This window comes from Bacillus cereus group sp. N11, from assembly GCF_016483605.1.
GTDB lineage: Bacteria > Bacillota > Bacilli > Bacillales > Bacillaceae_G > Bacillus_A > Bacillus_A toyonensis.
Map to the genome: position 1 here is coordinate 104436 of NZ_JAEHBN010000011.1, position 19346 is coordinate 123781.

The window sequence follows — 19346 nt, forward strand, 5'->3', positions numbered from 1 at the left end:
TCAAAAACATATATACCAATTTAAACTTTTATATTATTATTCGTGAATAGTTATATAGTATGTTCTAATGTCTATTTTGCTATTAAAAAGCATAGAGGTTAGACGCGAGTGGAATGAGTAGGAAACAAGGGTTGCATAGAGCAAGTTAAAGGAATGCGGTATAATAAGGCAAGCTAATTAGGGAGATGAGAAGCTACTAATTATAATTGGAACGGTATTATATTGCTTTTTTTTACAAATAATATTATGTTATTTTAATCGGCATAATTCAAAATGTGATGTATGTAAAGGGTTATTATTAGAAAATGAAATATCTCTATTTCTATGAAAAGAAACAAGTTGTGTTTTAGTTAGATAGGAAGCAAGGAGAGATGCGCATGCTAGAACAAAGAGGTCATGCATTATATGACTCTTCATTGCGAGATTTAAAGTTAGCATTAGATGAGTCTTCAATTGTTGCAATTACAGACCGAAAAGGTCTTATTACATATGTAAATGATAAGTTTTGTGAAATCTCCAAATATAAAAGAGAAGAGTTAATAGGAAAAGATCATCGTATTTTAAATTCAGGATATCATCCGAAAACTTTTTTTCAAAACTTATGGAAGCGTATTTTGAATGGGAAAGTATGGAGAGGTGAAATCCAAAATCAAGCAAAAGATGGTACATATTATTGGGTTAAAACCACAATTGTTCCATTTTTAAACGAAAAAGGAGAGCCGTATCAATTTATCGCGATCCGAAATGACATTAGTAGTAGAAAAGAAGCAGAACAGAGATTACGATTGAGTGAAAGCCGTTATAGGGAACTTGCATATCATGATGCTTTAACGAGTTTACCGAACCGATTACAGCTAATAACGACTGTTAATGAACTGATTGCAGGGAAAAAGGAATTTGGCATAATATACTTTGACTTAGATCGTTTTAAATTAGTAAATGATACGTTAGGTCATATGATAGGAGATTTACTTTTAAGCGAAGTTGCTTCACGGTTGCATTATGTGTTAGGAGAGAAAGATGTTCTGGCTAGGCTAGGTGGCGACGAATTTGTGCTGTTAACAAATGAACATACACAAGATGAGATGCGGCAGTTAGCGACATCGGTGTTGTCATGTTTTCAGGCACCATTTATGCTTGAAGGTCATGAAGTATACATTTCAGCTAGTCTAGGACTTTGTTCATATCCACAAGATGGACAAGACGTGGAAACACTATTGAAAAATTCGGATTTAGCTATGTATAGTGCGAAAGAACAGGGAAGAAATGCGGCGTGTTTCTTTACAGATGAGTTACGTGCAAAAATAAATCGTAGAATGAAAATCGAGTTTGCTTTGCAAAAGGCAATTCGTGATGAAGAATTAGATGTAGTATTACAACCTATCATTGATTTGAAAACGAAGAAATATACTGGCATTGAGGCTCTAGTGCGCTGTATGACAGAAGAAGGGCCTATTTCACCAAGCGAATTTATTCCAGTAGCTGAAGAATCTGGACTTATTATAAAATTAGGAGATTGGGTATTAGAAAAATCGTGTCGCCTGTTTAAAACATTACCGGATTACCAAGAAGGATTAAGGTTATCTGTGAATTTATCCATACAACAATTAATGCAGAAGCGTTTTATTTTGTCTGTACGTAGCATCTTAAGGAGAACTGGTTTTCCTCCGAATCGTTTAATTTTAGAAATAACGGAAAGTATTGCTGTTCGCCATTTTGATTATATTATCGCTACATTACAAGAATTAAGAAGTATGGGCGTATTAATTGCTTTAGACGATTTTGGAACTGGCTATTCCTCATTGTATTATTTAAAACAATTGCCACTTGATATCGTAAAAATTGATCGTAATTTTATTCGTGAATTTCATTATGATCATGCACAGCCAGAAAGAACGATTGTAAAATCTGTTATTGAAATTGCCCATAGTTTAAATTTAGCAGTAGTTGCTGAAGGGGTAGAAACGGTAGAACAAGAAAGTTTATTACAATCCATGGGCTGTGACTATGTACAAGGATTTTATTATGCAAAACCTTTATCCGTAGGAGAGTTAAAAGAAAAGTTAATTACGGATTTTTAATAGAAAAGAGAAGCTAAAAGCTTCTCTTTTTTTAATTCGTTTTTTGTGAGTTTTTCATTAATACGGGATAAAGAATAAGACCTAATATAAACAATCCAATTCCTAAGAAGAACGTTTTTAAATCAGCAGTTCCCGTTTTGATAACCCAAATAGAGTATACAAATGCTAATGTAGTAATAACCCCGTCTTTTATTCGAGATCCTGGCATTATATCATACGTTTCTCCTGTAATAACCAATTTAAATTGGTACAGAGTAGAAACAAGGTATGGAATTAAATAAGCTAATGTTGCTACAACGATAGCGAAATTATATGCTTCTGAAACAGTGCCAGAAATCGTTGAGAATAAGAAGATTTGTGTCATCACATTTGTAATAAATAATGATTTTGAAGGACTACCCTTTTTATTTGTTTTACTGAAAAACTTAGGGAAAAGTCCATTTTTGGCAGCCTGGTAAGGTACTTCTGAACTAACAACAATCCAGCCAACAGTAGATCCGAATAAAGATACAAGTGCTAGTAACGCCATTATATATGCGCCTTTATTGCCGATTGCTAAATTTAATGCGTCTACTAATGGTTTTTGAGACTCTTTTAAAGCTTCTTGCGAGAGAGCTCCCATTGTAAGTAAAGTAATTGACATGTAAATAATAAGAGCAATAATTAGGCCGAAAATTGTAGCTTTTTTTACATCACGCTGTGATTTTGCGCGGTTAGAAAGCATAACTGCTGATTCGATGCCGATAAACGCCCAAAGTGTTGCAATAGCAGCTGAATTGATTTGTCCACCTAACGAGATGGATTGTCCAGCTTCATTCATAAATGTTTGACCGTCTCCGAAATTAGAGGCGTTGAAAATGAATAATGTAATCACAATAAACATTGTAAATCCGATAATTTTTGCAATGGTAGCAAGAAGATTCATATTTCCAGCTCGATCAATATTTTGAGAAAGAATATATTGAATTCCCCATAACATAAGGCTACATACTAGAAAAGTTAACCCTTTTCCTAGTTCTAGTGAAAATCCATTTATTGAAAAGAGAATTTGCTTACTTTGTAAAACTGGAAAAAATGTTGATAAATATCCAGCAAAGGAAATAATAACAGATGCTGTTGCTGCCCAGTTCGCAGCCCAATATCCCCACGCCATACTATACCCTGCAACTTTACCTGCTTTTTTTGAAGGAAACATCGCTTGAGCGTAACTTTGTGGTCCTGCTTTTAATTCTGGTTTTCGAATTGCTAAATTTCCAAATACGAGTGCAATCATAAATACGCCAAGTCCTGTAATACTCCATGCGAGTGTAGAACCCATTGGACCTGATACTTGTGCTAAATTTGCTGGGAGCATAAATACGCCACCGCCAACCATATTCCCGATAACAAAAGCTGTTAAAACCCATAATCCCCATTTTTTCGTTTCCATTTTTGTTAACTCCTTTGTAGTAAGATTTGCTTAAACATCATTTTTTACTAGCTTTTTGGCAATAAAAAAAGAGCCATGTAGATAAAAAATACCTACATGGCTCTTCGCCAAAGCGTAGGTACAACGGGAATAACCCTTGTACCTACGCGTAAATTTTCCGCTAGGTTTCAAGGGTTACGTATGATGATGATGTTTTTGTGCAAATGTAACTACAATTGTTGTATAAGTAAGCATAGTTCTTTGCTCCCTTTCTCCTCTGATTTTGAAGTTAGTATACTACATGTTTTTTTGAATGAAAAGAAAAATATAAAAACTTTTATAAAAATACGTTTTAGAGATTAAATATTTACCTATATTTTTCTTGTATTGGAAAATAAGTGAGAGATTGGCAGAAGAGTGTAGCATGGTATAATACATATAGAATTAGAAGGTGACAAGGGGCTATTGTAGATGATGAGTAAGTATGAGCAAATTTATATAGAAATCAGTAAGTCTATTGATAATAAGCACTTAAAAGAGGGATGCAAAATCCCATCAGAAACAGAATTAATGAAGCAGTATGAGGCAAGCCGAGGTACTGTAAGAAAAGCAGTAGATTTATTACAAGAGCGTGGATATGTGCAAAAAATTCATGGAAAAGGTGTTTTTGTATTAAAGCGAAAAAATATTGAGTTTAACTTCGGTGGCATTGTAAGTTTTCAAGAAGAAAATGAGCGTCTAGGACGTCATTGTATTACAGAAGTCGTGGAAATGGAGAAAGAAGAAGCGACAAAAGAGGTTGCAAAATTATTAAACGTGAAAGAAAAAACAGAAATAGATCATATTAAACGTGTACGAAATATTGATGGAGAAAAAGTAATTTTAGATATAAATCATTTTGTATCTGAGTTTATTCCAGGATTAACGAGAGAAATTGCAATGGCATCAATTTATAAATACATTGAGAAAGAATTAGGGCTACATATTAGTTATTCGCAGAGGGTAATTGAAGTGCAGCCGTGTACAGATGATGACCGAAAGTATTTAGATTTAAATGGCACAGATTATGTTGTCGTTGTGAAAAACTTTACTCATTTATATGATGGGAGTCAGTTCGAATATACGGAATCACGTCACCGCTTAGATATTTTTCACTTTTCGGATGTGGCGCGAAGAAAGTAAAGAGGTGAAACGAAATAACGTTTCATCTTTTTTTTTATAAAAAAAACATCAACTCGTATATACGAGTGTTGACTAACTTATATATACGAGTTAATATGTAAGTGTAAACGGTATCAAAAAAAGAAAAGAGGGACGGGAATATGGGGAAAGACTATCGTAAAACAGCAGAGGAAGTGTTGCAGTATATTGGTGGGAAAGACAATATTGAACAAGCTGCGCACTGTGTAACGAGGCTCCGTATCGCTTTAAAAGATGAAAGTAAAATAGATAATGATAAATTACAGTCTGTTTCATTAGTAAAGGGAGCGTTTCATAATGCTGGAATATTTCAAATTGTAATTGGTCCAGGGGATGTAGATCGTGTTTACGCTGAATTGATAACGCTTGCAGGTATGAAGGAAGCGACAGTGGCTGACGTGAAAGATTCTGGAAATCAAAAGTTAAATCCAGCTCAAAAGTTTGTAAAAGTATTTTCAGATGTATTTATGCCGATATTACCAGCAATCGTAACAGCTGGTTTACTAATGGGGATTAACAATTTATTAGGGGCAAAGGACTTATTTTTTGATGGTAAAAATTTATTAGATGTTTATCCGAATTTAGGTGGGCTTTGGGATTTAATTAATATGATGGCCAATACAGCATTCGTATTCTTACCAGCACTTGTCGGTTGGTCAGCAACGAAGCGTTTTGGTGGTAGTCCAATACTAGGTATTGTTATGGGCTTAATGCTTGTGCATCCGGCCTTATTAAACGCCTGGGATTATGGAAAAGCAGCGACTGGTTTAGAGGGTCAAAAGATTGAGTACTTCAATATTTTAGGATTGTTCCAAATTGAAAAGGTAGGATATCAAGGTCAAATTTTACCGGTGTTAGTAGCAGCATTTGTATTGAGTAAAGTAGAGATTTTCTTAAAGAAACATGTACCAAATGCAATTCAATTATTAGTTGTACCAATTACAACAATCGTTGTAACAGGTGTATTAGCATTAGGAATTATCGGTCCAGTTACACGTCATATCGGAGATTTATTAACAGCTGGATTAGTAGGCGTATATGAAACAGTACCAGTAGTTGGAGCAGTATTATTTGGAGCATTGTATGCACCACTTGTAATTACAGGTATGCATCATATGTTTATTGCTATTGATCTACAATTAATTGCACAACACGGCGGTACATTTATTTGGCCGATGATCGCTCTTTCTAACATTGCGCAAGGTAGTGCGGCACTTGCAATGTTCTGGATTTCTAAAAATCAAAATGATAAAAGTATGGCATCGACATCAGCAATTTCCGCGTACTTCGGTATTACAGAGCCAGCGATGTTTGGTGTGAATTTACGAAATAAGTTTCCGTTTTATGCAGCAATTATAGGATCTGCTGTGGCAGCGATATTCATTACATTAAATGGTGTATTAGCACCTGCTATCGGAATTGGCGGATTGCCAGCATTTATTTCGATCATTCCGAAATCGATTCCAATGTTTATTGTAGGAATGATTATCGCAGTTGTAATCCCATTTACGTTAACATGGTTATTTGCAAAAAGAGTTAAACAGAAGTAGGAGGAAGTTAAACATGAAGGATTGGCATAAAAGTGTAGTCTATCAAATTTATCCGAAGAGCTTTAATAGTTATTACAATAAAGAAACCGGTGATATAAAAGGGGTTACAGAGAAACTAGATTATTTAAAAAAACTCGGAGTGGATTATATTTGGTTAACACCGATATACCAATCACCACAAAATGATAATGGGTACGATGTAAGTGATTATTATAGCATTGATCCATCTTACGGAACGATGGAAGAGTTTGAAGAGCTTCTAGAAAAAGCGAAAGAACGTGACATTGAAATTATGCTTGATATCGTTGTAAACCATAGTTCGACGGAGCATAAGTGGTTTAAGGAAGCAAAAGAAGATAAAAATAGTCCATATCGCAATTATTACATTTGGCGTGATGAAAAAAATAATTGGCAGTCTAAGTTTGGTGGATCCGCTTGGAAGTACGATGAAAAGACTAAGCAATATTTTTTACATTTATTTGATGAGACACAAGCAGATTTAAATTGGGAAAATGAAAAGCTTCGTGAAGAAGTGTACGATATGATGCGCTTTTGGCTTGATAAAGGGGTAACTGGATTCCGCCTTGATGTTATTAACTTAATTTCAAAAGACCAACGTTTCTTAAGCGATGACGGAAGTACCGCGACAAGTGATGGACGTAAATATTATACGGATGGTCCGCGTGTTCATGAATATTTACAAGAGATGAATAGAAATGTATTTGAAGGGAAAGAGGTAATTACAGTTGGAGAAATGTCATCGACGACAATTGATAATTGTATTAAATACTCAAACCCTGAGCGCAATGAACTGAGTATGACGTTTAGTTTCCATCATTTGAAAGTAGATTATCCGAATGGTGATAAGTGGACGAAAGCTGATTTTGATTTTATTAAATTAAAAGAAATTATGTCTAACTGGCAAATTGAAATGCAAAAGGGCGGGGGATGGAATGCATTATTCTGGTGTAACCATGACCAGCCTCGCATCGTGTCACGCTTCGGTGATGATGGGAAGTACCGAAATGAATCTGCGAAAATGTTAGCGACAGCTATGCACATGCTGCAAGGAACGCCTTACATTTATCAAGGAGAAGAAATAGGTATGACGAATCCTAAATTCGAATCCATCGAGCAGTATCGGGATGTGGAATCGTTAAATATATATGATATAAAGCAGGAAGAAGGCTTATTAAAAGAAGAGATTATAGGGATTTTAAAACAAAAATCTCGTGACAATTCTCGTACTCCGATGCAGTGGAATGAAGAGGTGAATAGTGGTTTTACAACAAGTGCTCCTTGGATTTCAGTAGCTGAAACCTTTAAAGAAATAAACGTAGAGAAAGCATTACAAGATAAGGAGTCTGTATTTTATCATTATAAAAAGTTAATTGAACTTAGAAAAACTTACGATGTTATTACAGAAGGAGAATATGCTATTTTAGATGAAAATCACCCTAAGATTTGGGCATATACACGTACTGTAAATAATGAAGTATTACTTATTATTAATAACTTCTATGGAGAAGAAATAACGTATTCTGTACCAGCCCATGTTCAATTAGATGGAATGAAACAAGAAGTACTACTGTCGAATTATAAAGATTCCAGCAAGGATATTACAAAACTTAACTTAAGATCATATGAATCAATTATATATCGATATACGAAATAAAAGGTTGTATGCCCACGCGGCATACAACCTTTTTATTTTAAGACACCACTATACAAAATATTTACGTCTACTTCTGGTTTGAATTTTACTTTTGCATAATCTTTATTCCAATTTTTTTTCTTCCATAAGTCAGGATGATATGCGATAAGATGTCTTCCAATACCGAAAGCATCACAATTTGCTTTTTGTAGTTTGTTTGTTATTTTTTTCGCTTCTTTCGTAAGTTGTTTCGATAAGTCTTTATTTAGTTTTTTTCGTTCTCCCATTTTATAAATATTATCTCTTGGGGCTTCAAGTGCTATTACTTTTAGTTGGAGCTTAATGTGAGCATAAACATTTCCTTTTTTATCTGTTGTTATTTTTAAGTCTCGTTTTAACTTTCGATTGCTAATTTCCATTGTTAAATAATCAGATGTTTTCTCTGATTCATCGCTAGTAAGTTTTTGGGTTATACGAGCGCTTGTTCCCATTTTTCCGGTTAATAATACGAATAAAACAGATTGTTTCAAAGGTAAATGCCCAGTTAATTTATCATTGTTAAATAAAGCTAACCCGTTTGTAATTACTTCTTTTCCTTTTATTTTTATAGAAGGGAGGGTAAAGTCTTTACCGGGATCTAACATTTTTGTAGCAGCTGTTTCTAAAGTTTCTTTTGGAAATACACTCATATCTTCTAAGCTTTTCACTTTTTTCTTTAGAAAATCTCCAATTAGTAAATTTCCTACTTTCTTTTTTTCTAGTATCTCGGATGTTTCACCCTCTACTGCAATAAGTTTTACTAAAGCAGTTGGGTTTGTTGGGTCCCGAAAGCTGACATCTAAATAGGGTAGTATACCCTTTTTTAGAATTTTGGTTCCTAGTAATTGAACACCATATTTGAAGTAGCGAATATTACCAGTCACATTTTTTTTTAGGGCATCGCTTGTATCCCGTATGTTATACCCGTTTGCTGAATGTATTTCATTCTCGAATGAAGATTGCTCTCCGCTTGAACTTTTTACGAGTTCAAGCGTTTGCTGTAGTTTATTCTCTTCCGTAATATCATATCCAATACTATAAGCTAATCTCGCTTCTCTTAATGGTTCTTGATCCCAACAGCCAGAAAGGAATGAACTAGTACATAATATAAAAAATAATTTAACCCTTTTTTTGAACATACTGTTCTCCTTTCTTCTTTCTTATTACTGAATAAAGTAGAAATAAAAGAGGGAGGACAACGATGAAAATATAGGTGAACTTATCAGTGAAAGTTGCAATTACTTTTAATTCTTCAGGTGTATCTATAAATAAGGCTACACTAAACGCAATAATTCCAACGATTGGAACAGCTTGTTTATGATTAGCAAGATTGAATATATGTCCAATTCCGATAGAAGCAGCGCAATAATAACTAGCAATAGAAGCTACAACTGTTATCATCCAAATTGGTATGAATAGTAAATCAGTTCGGTCTATAATCCCGATATGTAAAGAGCGCAATAAGTAAGCAACTGGTTCTGGAATAAGCTCAACTTGCTTTGGACTAAATACGATAAAGCAAATCCAAACAGTAAAAGTATAAAAGAGAGTCACAAATCCATTAGCGATAGAAATTGCCTTTAGTTTTGCCACAGCAGTCCCATTTACTTTTGGGAAAGCGATAAGAATAATTTCAAAACCATACATAGCTGTAATTGTTTCTTTCGATGCTTGAATAATATTCCACCATCCAGCTTCTGTAATGGGAAAAATATAAGAAAAGTCAGCCCGTGAGAGCCCAAGTCCAATTAACAGTGCCATTGGGAAAATAAGAATAGAAGCCATGACATAAAACCGTACGATGACTTTAAATGTGTTATAGGCTACATAGCAACAAGCTATTGTAAATAGTATGAGAATGGCAGACCAAGGAGTTGCTTGTAATATCCAAACTTTAATGACATTACAAGCATTTAACATAACCGTCATACCGATAAGGGTAAAATAAAAAACATAAGCAAAACCTAATAGTTTTCCAAATTTATTACCAAATAGCATACAAACACTTTCATACATATCAGCATCAGGAAATCGTTTTAAGAAAAGCCACATAAGTAAAATGATAAGTTGAATGGCAAGCCCAGCGATGAGAACAGAAATCCAGCCACCACCTTTCGCTATCGGGTGAAGACGATTTGGTAGAGAAAGGATACCAACCCCGATTTGGCATTGAATAACGAAAAAAGTAAATTGAACAAGTGAAATTTTACTTTGCGTGTTTGTCACCGTTCTCATCCTCTCTCGTTACATGTTGTCGTTGCATTTTTTTCGGCTTTGGATCATGAGGTCGTTCCCAAAATGACCAAATTGGGAATCTTACAAAAGAATCTTTCATATCTTTTATCCGCATTGGGGCAATGGGAGAAAGATATGGTGTATGAAATGAATGTAACTGACATAAATGAACGAAAGTTATAATTAGACCGAATGATATTCCGACATATCCGAATATAGCAGCAAGAATCATTAATGGAAAACGAAGGATGCGAACTGCTGAACTCATATCGTTTGATGGAACGAGAAAAGATGAGATTGCAGTTAAAGCTACAACGATGATCATCGTATAAGAAACAAGTCCGGCTTTTACAATCGCATCACCAATGACTAAACCACCTACAATACCGATTGTTTGTCCAACGCGGCTCGGCAGACGAATACCAGCTTCCCGTAATAACTCGAAAATTAACTCCATTAAGAGAGCCTCAAAAATGGGGGGAAGTGGTACTTTTTCTAATGAAGCTTTAATTGTATAAACGAGTTCGAGTGGCAACACATCAGGATGAAAAGCAACTGTTGCGATATATATAGCTGGTAAGAGAAAGGCAATTAAAAAACTCACTAAGCGAATCATTCGGACGAAAGAACCGACAATCCAGCGATTATTATAATCATCAGGTGATTGATAGAAAGCGAATAACGTAACAGGTACGATGAGCGCTGTTGGGTCTCCGTCAGATAAAATAGCAACTCGTCCTTCCATTAAATTAGCGGCGGTTCTATCTGGGCGTTCTGTATTTAATTGCTGCGGAAAGGGTGAGAAAGATGTATCTTCTATAAATTCCTGTATGTAGCCTGGTGGCATGAGTGCGTCTGTCTTAATCATTTCCAATCTTCTTTTTACTTCTGCAACGAGATCGTCATTAGCTATATTTTGAATATAAGCAATTGCTACTTTCGTGTGCATTTCTTCACCAAGTGTGAAATATTTAACGACGACATTTGGGCTTTTTATGAGTTTACGAATAGAAGCTAAATTGGTTGCTAAATCTTCTACAAAACCGGTATGTGGTCCACGTACAATGCCTTCATTATCCGGCTCTGTTATATCTCTTTTTAAAGATAGAGCTGTTTCGAAAATACAAAAACTATCGACATGTTCGTGAAAATATAATGATTTTCCTTGTAATAAAAGCTGCACCCCATAATTTAAATTCGTTTCTATTTTCATATTTAATGTGGAAAAAGCTTTATCTAAAGATAAATCCGACCGCGTTAATAATGGCTCAAGAGCTAATTGATGAATTAAATTTGGATCTGCTAAAGATTCGATATATATAATCGTTCCTTTTCCGTTTTGAAAAGGGATATCTAATTTTTTTATATCATCTGAATGACAGAGTTTATTTTCAATGTAATTAATATTTTCCGGAAGCGATGGAAACATATGCTTTTGATTTTCACTCTTTTGTTGTTCTTTTTGCTCTGTCATAATTTCCACCTCTTTTAGAATAAAGTCGCTTCTGTTAATTTTTGCTTTTTGTGAGAAATTTATGCTTGTATTATTTGAAAATAAGTAGCTTGAAAGTTACGTTACGTCATCTTTTAAACTAAAGAAAATGAGAAGTAGGGGATGGAAAGAAAGTATATATTAGATTAGCGGTGTTGAGATAAATCTTTTGTACTATAGAGGATAAGCCTAGCGGTATAAATAATTACATCATTCGATGAATAGGAAATTTATGAAAGGCAATTTATACTATTAGTATTGTGTCTTGCCTTTTTAGGTGCAGTACACAGCCGGTGATTGGCTAGTGGAGGTTCTTCCATTTTGCCAGTGCCGGTTTTTTATTGGATAATAGAGAAAATAAAGTTCTATAAAGAAAGAAGGGGTTGTTTTGAAAGCTGTAAATTCTATCTTTATGAGAGAAAAGATTGCTAGTTCTTATCTTTATTTTATTTCTTTTCTTGGTTTGATTACTATAACTATATCTTTACTTGAAATTAAAATCCCTTCTCATCCAACAATACTAATATTGTTATTAATATTTATGGGGATTGCAGAGTATTTTCCTGTACGATTTTGGAGAGGGACTAGCTCGCTTACCTTTCCGATAATTTACGCTATGAGTTGGCAGTTTGGAATCCATATAACTATTATTTCTATTGTACTCGTTACGCTAATTATTCACCTGCACCGCCGTTCACCGATACAAAGAATGTTATTTAATAGTACTCAGCATGCACTTAGTTTAATCTTGGCCGAATGGTTTTCAAACAAATGTATGTCCTTATTAATTAACAAAATAGATATATCAGTTCTGTATGGAAATTTAATATCTTTGTTATTATTTTGCGTGTTTTTTTGTTTTTTCAACAATCGTTTTTACGATTTGTTAATGATACTCCTTCCGCAGCCATATTCAATCTATCAGTGGTATAAAAAAACTGTAACGGTATTTCTTTGCGAAACTTTTGGTTTCTCTTATGCGGCACTGATGCACGTATTAATTAGTACATATAGTGTGGAAGTAAACGAGATTACAGTACTGTTTTTCTTTTTTCCACTTGTAGCAACTTCCGTTATTAGTTCTTTTTCTGTACGGATAAGGATGGAGAAGGAACGATTATATGAGTTATTTCTTATTACGACCGAAATTAGTCGAGGATTAACCGGAGGAAACTTGAAACATATTAAACAAGCACTTAAAGGTTTTTTTGGCATACAAGCATATGTAATATGGACAAAAGATGATGGGAACTGGAATATTCTATTAAAAGATGGGAAAGTCCGCCTAGATGTATCTGATGATTCAGAAAAGTATGAGGCGTTTGAGGAACTTTCTAAAAATCTTGTATTTAATGATTGGAAAATTGGTACGGCTCCTGGAGATGAAATATTTGATAGTGTTATACGCTCACTTGTATATTTTCCTCTTATAGTAAATGATGAATTAGTCGGAATGTTTGTTGCAGGGAAAAGTAGAAATGCGGGTTTCTTTCCGGAAGATGTACAGTCGTTAGCTACATTTTCTAACCAATTAGCTAACGTTGTTAAAACAAGGATATTGATTTCTGAACAGGAAAAAAGAATGATCTTAGAAGAAAGAAATAGAATCGCCCGTGAAATTCACGATGGTATTGCGCAAACATTAGCCGGGGTGATATTCCAACTAGAATCCGCGCAGAAAAAATACCGTGATAAACCAAAAGATATGCAGCAAATAGTAGAGAAAAGTATAAAAGATTTAAGAGGAAGCTTAGGAGAAGTTCGCTATTCTATTTATGCTTTAAAACCATATCCTACACAACAATTAGGGCTAAAGCAGGCGATAGCAAGTAAAATAAAATCTTTAAAACAAGAATATGAACTAGATATTACATATCATGAAAGAGGTCATGCACGTGCGCTTAGCTTTTCAAAAGAAAGGGTTATTTTTGATACATTACAAGAGAGTTTGCAAAACATTGTAAAACATGCACAAGCAGACAAGACTGATGTTTTACTTAGCTATCAAAGTGAGCACGTGCTTTTAAGGGTTAAGGATAATGGGATTGGCTTTTCACTATTTGAGTCTATGGTTAAAACGAAGAATGAGCCACATTATGGTATATTACATATGAATGAACAAGCTGAACAATTAGGGGCTACTTTACAGATTGATAGTTCTGTAGGGAAAGGGACAAAAATTACACTATTAATTCCAGATTCACAAACAAGGGGTGCGTAAAATGATTAAAATATTAGTAGTGGATGATCATGCTTTTTTACGAGACGCAATTCGGAACATACTAGAGGATGAATCTGATATGAAAGTGGTTGGAGAAGCTAGCTCTGGGGACGGAGTATTGGGAAAAGTAGAAGAATGCAGACCAGATTGTATTTTGATGGATATTAATCTTCCGGGGAAAAATGGGATTGAAGCTACAGAGTTGGTGAAAAAAAATTATCCGAATTGCCGAGTACTTGTGTTTACAATGTATGAGCATGATGAATATTTAATGGATGCACTCCAGGCTGGTGCTGATGGTTATTTATTGAAAGATTCATCATCGGAGCAGGTAATAGCAGCAATTCGGATGTTATATCGAGGCGATTCAGTTATTCATCCGCGTATGACTAAAAAATTAATTACATATCATCAGCAAAAAATGAAATTAGAATCAAATGAAAATGAACTGACGGAACGTGAAAAGGAAATTCTTTTTGAATTAGTAAAGGGACTTAGTAATAAAGAAATCGCTGAAGCTCTATATATTAGTGATAAAACAGTTAAAATTCACATCAATAAAATTTTTAAAAAACTAAATGTGAAAAGTCGATCGCAAGCGGTGATTTATGCTGTTCGAAATCAATTGGTTCCGTTGGATTAAATAAGAAATGTTTAAAAGAACTATCATGTTTATTTATTCTTTATTACAAAGAATAAAGAGCAAGATAGTTCTTTTGTACTATGTAGGTATAGAATCATTAGAAAAAAGATACTCCTTTTGTTTAATTTTCAGAAAAGTCAGAACGTGAAATAATAAATATAGAATTATATTTTAATCCTATTAATAATTCATTTTGTGAAAATCTTTTATTGAAAATAAATGATGGGGGGCTTTTATAGAGAGAGTAAAGTAAGTGATTAGCTATATAGGGATGGTAGTAGTGTTGAAAATTCTTAATGATGCAAAATAAAAGTTTAAGATTAATAGAATTTTCAATGCTAAATGGGAGCTTAAGAATCAATTTGGTTAGAAAAATAATTTTAATAGTGGGGAGATGCAATATGAAACGAGGGAAATTTGGAAAGGTTCTTATTGGAACACTAACAGTTGGAATGTTATTGTCCCAAGGAATTCCATATAACGTATTAGCTGAAGAGGTAAATACATCTAATTTAACTGGAATTGATGATGTAAATGCTATCTTGAAAGGTCTTACAAAGGAACAACGTAATGCTTTGAAAATGTTAGATACAAAACCGGGTTTTGTTATTTCACCAGGTATCAATACAGCAAGTCCTAATAATGTGAATGTGATTATAGAATTTAAGCAAGCACCTAGTAAGATTGAGGTGTTAAAACAAGCGGCTAAAGGGAAAAAGTTAGCTCTTTCAAATGCGGAACAAAAGGTAGAGGCATCCCATAAAGGATTTAAAGCAGAGCTTGAACAGCTTCAAAAGAATAAAGATAAAGGGAAGAATTTTAAATCTGCCAAAATAACAAGAGAATATAAGAGTGCTTTTAATGGTGTGGCGATTTCGTTGCCTGCGAATATGATTGAAGACTTAGTTCGCACTGGTATTGTTAAGCGCGTATGGGAAGATCATGAGGTTAAAATTGATTTACCGAAAGAAACAGCTAAGGCGGCTGTTGAACCAAAAATGGCAGATAGCGTACCACAAATTGGTGTGGACAAGCTGCATGCTGAAAAAATAACAGGTAAAGGAATTAAGGTGGGTGTACTGGACACAGGTATTGATTACAACCACCCGGATTTGAAAGATGCATATAAAGGATATCGTGCAAAACAAGGTGAAGATCCAAGTAAAATAGATCCGAACTCAATAAAAGGATGGGATTTTGTTAATAATGATGCTGATCCAATGGAGACAACGTATAAGGATTGGCAAAATTCTGGGGGATATCCTGAAATTTATGATGGAAGTGCATATTATACATCCCATGGAACTCATGTAGCTGGGACAATCGCTGCAGACAAAAAGAATAATGTTGATTACGCGGTTACGGGAGTCGCTCCAGATGTAGACTTATATTCATATCGCGTATTAGGTCCGTATGGAAGCGGACAAACAAGCGGTATTCTTGCTGCAATTGATAAAGCAGTAAAAGACGATATGGATGTTATCAATTTATCATTAGGTGCGTCTATTAATGATCCTTTATATCCTACTTCTGTCGCAGTGAACAATGCGATGTTGGCTGGTGTTGTTACAGTAGTAGCAGCTGGTAATAGTGGTCCGGAAGAAGGTACCATTGGATCACCTAGTGCAGCAGCACTTCCGATTACAGTTGGAGCCAGTGACGCTGCAATGACTATCCCGACGTTCTCCGTCGATGCAGGTGATTTACATGTGGATAAGATGATGCTACTTGGAAAAAGCTTTACTGATAAGATTGAAGATTTGAAAGGTCAATCATTATCGGTTGTATATGCAGGACTTGGGAAAACAGATGATTTTACAGGGAAAGATGTAAAAGGAAAGTTAGCTCTTATTCAACGCGGTGAGCTTACATTTGATGAAAAAATTAAAAACGCTAAGGAAGCAGGCGCAAAGGCGGTAATTGTATACAACAATGTAGATGGGGAAATTACAAGTTATCTTGGAGAAAGTACTTCATCTATTCCATCGTTCCGCTTAACAAAAGTAGATGGTGAGAAATTGCAAGCAAAAGCTGTACAAGGAGATGTGTCGTTAGCATTTGGAGAACTTAGTAATATAAAAACAGAGGGAGATCACTTAGCTGATTTCAGCTCCCGCGGTCCTGCAACTAAGACGGATGATATTAAGCCGGATATTGTAGCGCCAGGTGTGTCTATTTTCTCAACTGTTCCTGAATATATTAATGATCCAAAAGATGGAGAAAATTATCCGGTAGCGTATGGGCGTATGTCAGGTACATCTATGGCAACTCCTCATACTGCAGGGGTAGCGGCACTCATTTTACAAGAACATCCAAACTATAATCCATTTGAAGTAAAAGAGGCACTTATGAATACCGCAGTTGACTTAAAAGAAGAGCGTTCTGTATTTGAGGTGGGCTCAGGACGAATTGATGCATATCGTGCAGTTCATGCAGATACATCTATCGAGGTTGTCGATAAAACATCAAACGTTGTAGATGATGAAGAAGTAGAAATTGAAGAAAAAACAGGCTCTATTGCATTTGGGTATAAAAATCAACTTGAAAATGGACCTATTAAAGATAGTCGAAAAGTCTTAATTAAGAACAGCAGTAAAACTGATGGGAAAGAGTTTAAATTAGAAGTAGAGTTTTCACCTACAAGTGTAGGTGTGCAAGATGCAGCGAAGAATGGTGTGAAGCTAAACGTAAAAGATTCTATCAAATTAGCTCCTGGTACATCAGAGGAAATTAGCCCTGAAATTATGATTCCAGAAAACGCTGAATTTGGTAGATATGAGGGATATATTCATATTTCAAATAAAAACAATGAAAAAGAAGTATATCAAGTACCATTTGCAGTTAAATTCACAGAAAAAGGGATTGCGTCTGTAGATTTACTGAGAGATGCAATGGCAACAGATGCATCTAAATTCCATCCATTTATGGAAAGACCAAGTTCGCCTTTGACATTTAAATTAAATAGTCCTCTTGAAACCATTGATGCAGTTGTGAAGGACCGAAAGACAGGGAAGGCATTAGGAGTCGTTGGTACACTTAATGCAAGTAGTCTAACACCGAATGTTGAATATATGATGTTTTCTGGTATGGGAGGGTATGTACTTCCATTCACAGGAGATCCAGCTCATCCAATTGGGGATAAACCTGTTATGTTGCCTGATGGAGATTACGAATTGAACTTTGTTGGATATGATAAAGAAGGTAAATCGTATACAAAAGGCGATAACATTATCATTGATAATGTTATACCTGAAATGAAATTTATGGATGTACAACCTGGTATACACGAAGTCAATGATTCTATGTTTAAAGAAGAAGACGGCCAGCGTGCATTATGGGTGCATGGTAATATTTATGATTCTACAGTAGATGCATTAAAAGCAAAAGGCTTGCAGTATGATCAAAAAGCGAATCAAATTGTATATTATCAAAACTCAGCCTTCCCATCAGGTTGGTTGAATACAATTCAAGCAAATGGTGATTTTAAATTTGGAGTACTTCCAGAGGAAATAAATGAGCCGTTAAATTTAAAATTATTTGGATATGACCTCGCAACTGCAGGGAATATGGCAACGGGATTTAAAGATTACGTCTTTGTAAAAGAAGGGACAGAATATGCTGTTCCAAGCTATGACAAAGATAAAATAAAATTGGGCGAAAAAATTACGTTAACTTTGAGCCTCAATAATGTAAGGCAACTTATGACAGGTACATTTGAAATTCCTTATAACAAGCAGCTATTTAAATTTATAGATGTGAAACCAAATTCAGCACTTACGGAATATGCAAAACAACATGGATTAAACTTGAAAGTAGAAGATCCGGCTATAAATACAGAAGAAACTTGGGAAAACAAGGTGAAAGTTGGCGCGTCATTGGAAGGAAAAGAATTTAAAGGACTAGATGGAGATACACCATTTTTAGATGTTACATTTGAAATGACAAGCGATGAATATTTTAATGATGTAACTGCATTTGGAGCAGATAAATTCTCTTACACAAAAGCTGGTACATCAGAAGGTATTGAAATTCCTGTGTTTAAGGATAAATCCTTCTCTATTATTTCGAAGCATTCAATGATTACAGGATATATTGGACCAGAAGCATTTTTACATGAAGAGGGATATTTAGGTAAGAATGATTATACAAAATTAGGAGTAAAAGTGTACGCAGTTGGCAAGGATGGAAAGAAATATACAGGAACGGTTAGCGATAATGGACAATTTGAAATTCATAATGTTCCTGTAAGCGATAAGGAATACGATATTTTCGTAGAAATGCCAGGTCATTTAAATAGTAAACTGACAACCAAAATAGGGAAAATGCAAGACGGAGAATTAGTGGGACAAAACTTTAGAGCTGATATGGATGATAACCTTGCAGGTGATGTAAACGGCGATAAAATGGTAGATATTCAAGATGCTAGAATAGCAGCTTTATCGTATGGAAAAGGAAAAGTATCTGTAAAAGATGGAGATATAAATCAAGATGGTGTTGTAGATGAAACAGATATTCGTTTTATCGAGAAAAACTTCTTGAAAAAGGGTCCAGATGCTAAAGAAAATCAGAAACCGAAAGAAAATGTAGGGCCAGTGACGTTAGAGAAAATCTTACGCTCGATTGGTTTAGAGCCAAAAAAATAAGGGGATACACTTCTAAGGGAAACTAAACGATAAAGCAATGAACACAGAAAAAATGGTTTTTGCTAACAACGAACCGGTAATGATTCACTGTAACATTACCGGTTATTTAAAAAATAGCTATTTGAGTACATGAAGAAAATAGTTTAAAGCTAGTTTGCTTTCGTTATGGGACAAGGTAGT

At 34.7% G+C, this 19346-nt stretch carries 11 protein-coding genes; 7 read left to right on the forward strand and 4 right to left on the reverse strand.

Annotated elements, in window-relative coordinates; all coding sequences use genetic code 11:
* Positions 1–377: 377 nt before the first annotated feature.
* Positions 378–2081: a putative bifunctional diguanylate cyclase/phosphodiesterase gene (locus JDS98_RS18810; protein ID WP_000893352.1), complete on the forward strand. Its 1704-nt coding sequence runs from the start codon at positions 378–380 to the stop codon at positions 2079–2081.
* Positions 2082–2112: 31 nt separating this feature from the next.
* Here JDS98_RS18810 and JDS98_RS18815 read toward each other — a convergent pair whose 3' ends face one another.
* Positions 2113–3510, reverse strand: a complete 1398-nt coding sequence (locus JDS98_RS18815; protein ID WP_000448439.1) for an amino acid permease — start codon at positions 3508–3510, stop codon at positions 2113–2115.
* Positions 3511–3960: 450 nt separating this feature from the next.
* Between JDS98_RS18815 and treR the strand changes: the two genes are divergently transcribed.
* The 3 genes from treR to treC all read left to right on the forward strand — a co-directional run bounded on the left by treR (position 3961) and on the right by treC (position 7914).
* Positions 3961–4671 carry a trehalose operon repressor gene (gene treR, locus JDS98_RS18820; RefSeq protein WP_000987222.1) on the forward strand — a complete coding sequence of 237 codons (711 nt, stop codon included), beginning with the start codon at positions 3961–3963 and terminating at the stop codon, positions 4669–4671.
* A gap of 140 nt (positions 4672–4811) precedes the next feature.
* Entirely contained in the window at positions 4812–6239 is a 1428-nt protein-coding gene (treP, locus tag JDS98_RS18825; protein ID WP_000513928.1) for a PTS system trehalose-specific EIIBC component, read from the forward strand.
* A gap of 13 nt (positions 6240–6252) precedes the next feature.
* Entirely contained in the window at positions 6253–7914 is a 1662-nt protein-coding gene (treC, locus tag JDS98_RS18830) for an alpha,alpha-phosphotrehalase (protein WP_199634198.1), read from the forward strand.
* 32 nt (positions 7915–7946) lie between these two features.
* On the opposite strand, the gene gerKC is transcribed toward treC, so the two are convergent.
* From gerKC to gerKA, 3 genes are read right to left on the reverse strand one after another with little or no spacing between them, the layout of a single operon-like run.
* Positions 7947–9071: a spore germination protein GerKC gene (gene gerKC, locus JDS98_RS18835; protein ID WP_000474021.1), complete on the reverse strand. Its 1125-nt coding sequence runs from the start codon at positions 9069–9071 to the stop codon at positions 7947–7949.
* The gene (locus JDS98_RS18840; RefSeq protein ID WP_000185804.1) at positions 9052–10158 is read right to left on the reverse strand and encodes a GerAB/ArcD/ProY family transporter; all 1107 of its coding nucleotides are present in this window, start codon (positions 10156–10158) and stop codon (positions 9052–9054) included. Before JDS98_RS18840 ends, gerKC begins: the two co-directional genes overlap by 20 nt.
* Positions 10139–11641 carry a spore germination protein GerKA gene (gerKA, locus tag JDS98_RS18845; RefSeq protein ID WP_199634199.1) on the reverse strand — a complete coding sequence of 501 codons (1503 nt, stop codon included), beginning with the start codon at positions 11639–11641 and terminating at the stop codon, positions 10139–10141. Before gerKA ends, JDS98_RS18840 begins: the two co-directional genes overlap by 20 nt.
* Before the next feature lie 406 nt (positions 11642–12047).
* On the opposite strand from gerKA, the gene JDS98_RS18850 reads away from it, so the two are divergent.
* From JDS98_RS18850 to JDS98_RS18860, 3 genes are all read left to right on the forward strand, one after another.
* Entirely contained in the window at positions 12048–13880 is a 1833-nt protein-coding gene (locus JDS98_RS18850) for a GAF domain-containing sensor histidine kinase (RefSeq protein WP_000648906.1), read from the forward strand.
* Position 13881: 1 nt separating this feature from the next.
* The gene (locus JDS98_RS18855; RefSeq protein WP_199634200.1) at positions 13882–14523 is read left to right on the forward strand and encodes a response regulator; all 642 of its coding nucleotides are present in this window, start codon (positions 13882–13884) and stop codon (positions 14521–14523) included.
* A 401-nt stretch (positions 14524–14924) separates the two neighbouring features.
* Positions 14925–19166, forward strand: a complete 4242-nt coding sequence (locus JDS98_RS18860; protein WP_199634201.1) for a S8 family serine peptidase — start codon at positions 14925–14927, stop codon at positions 19164–19166.
* Positions 19167–19346 lie beyond the last annotated feature (180 nt).

What these genes read in the sequence shown, in the direction of transcription:
- JDS98_RS18810 (WP_000893352.1), top strand. Translation starts at nt 378, where the DNA reads ATGCTAGAACAAAGAGGTCATGCATTATATGACTCTTCATTGCGAGAT.
- JDS98_RS18815 (WP_000448439.1), bottom strand. Translation starts at nt 3,510, where the DNA reads ATGGAAACGAAAAAATGGGGATTATGGGTTTTAACAGCTTTTGTTATC.
- treR (WP_000987222.1), top strand. Translation starts at nt 3,961, where the DNA reads ATGATGAGTAAGTATGAGCAAATTTATATAGAAATCAGTAAGTCTATT.
- treP (WP_000513928.1), top strand. Translation starts at nt 4,812, where the DNA reads ATGGGGAAAGACTATCGTAAAACAGCAGAGGAAGTGTTGCAGTATATT.
- treC (WP_199634198.1), top strand. Translation starts at nt 6,253, where the DNA reads ATGAAGGATTGGCATAAAAGTGTAGTCTATCAAATTTATCCGAAGAGC.
- gerKC (WP_000474021.1), bottom strand. Translation starts at nt 9,071, where the DNA reads ATGTTCAAAAAAAGGGTTAAATTATTTTTTATATTATGTACTAGTTCA.
- gerKA (WP_199634199.1), bottom strand. Translation starts at nt 11,641, where the DNA reads ATGACAGAGCAAAAAGAACAACAAAAGAGTGAAAATCAAAAGCATATG.
- JDS98_RS18855 (WP_199634200.1), top strand. Translation starts at nt 13,882, where the DNA reads ATGATTAAAATATTAGTAGTGGATGATCATGCTTTTTTACGAGACGCA.
- JDS98_RS18860 (WP_199634201.1), top strand. Translation starts at nt 14,925, where the DNA reads ATGAAACGAGGGAAATTTGGAAAGGTTCTTATTGGAACACTAACAGTT.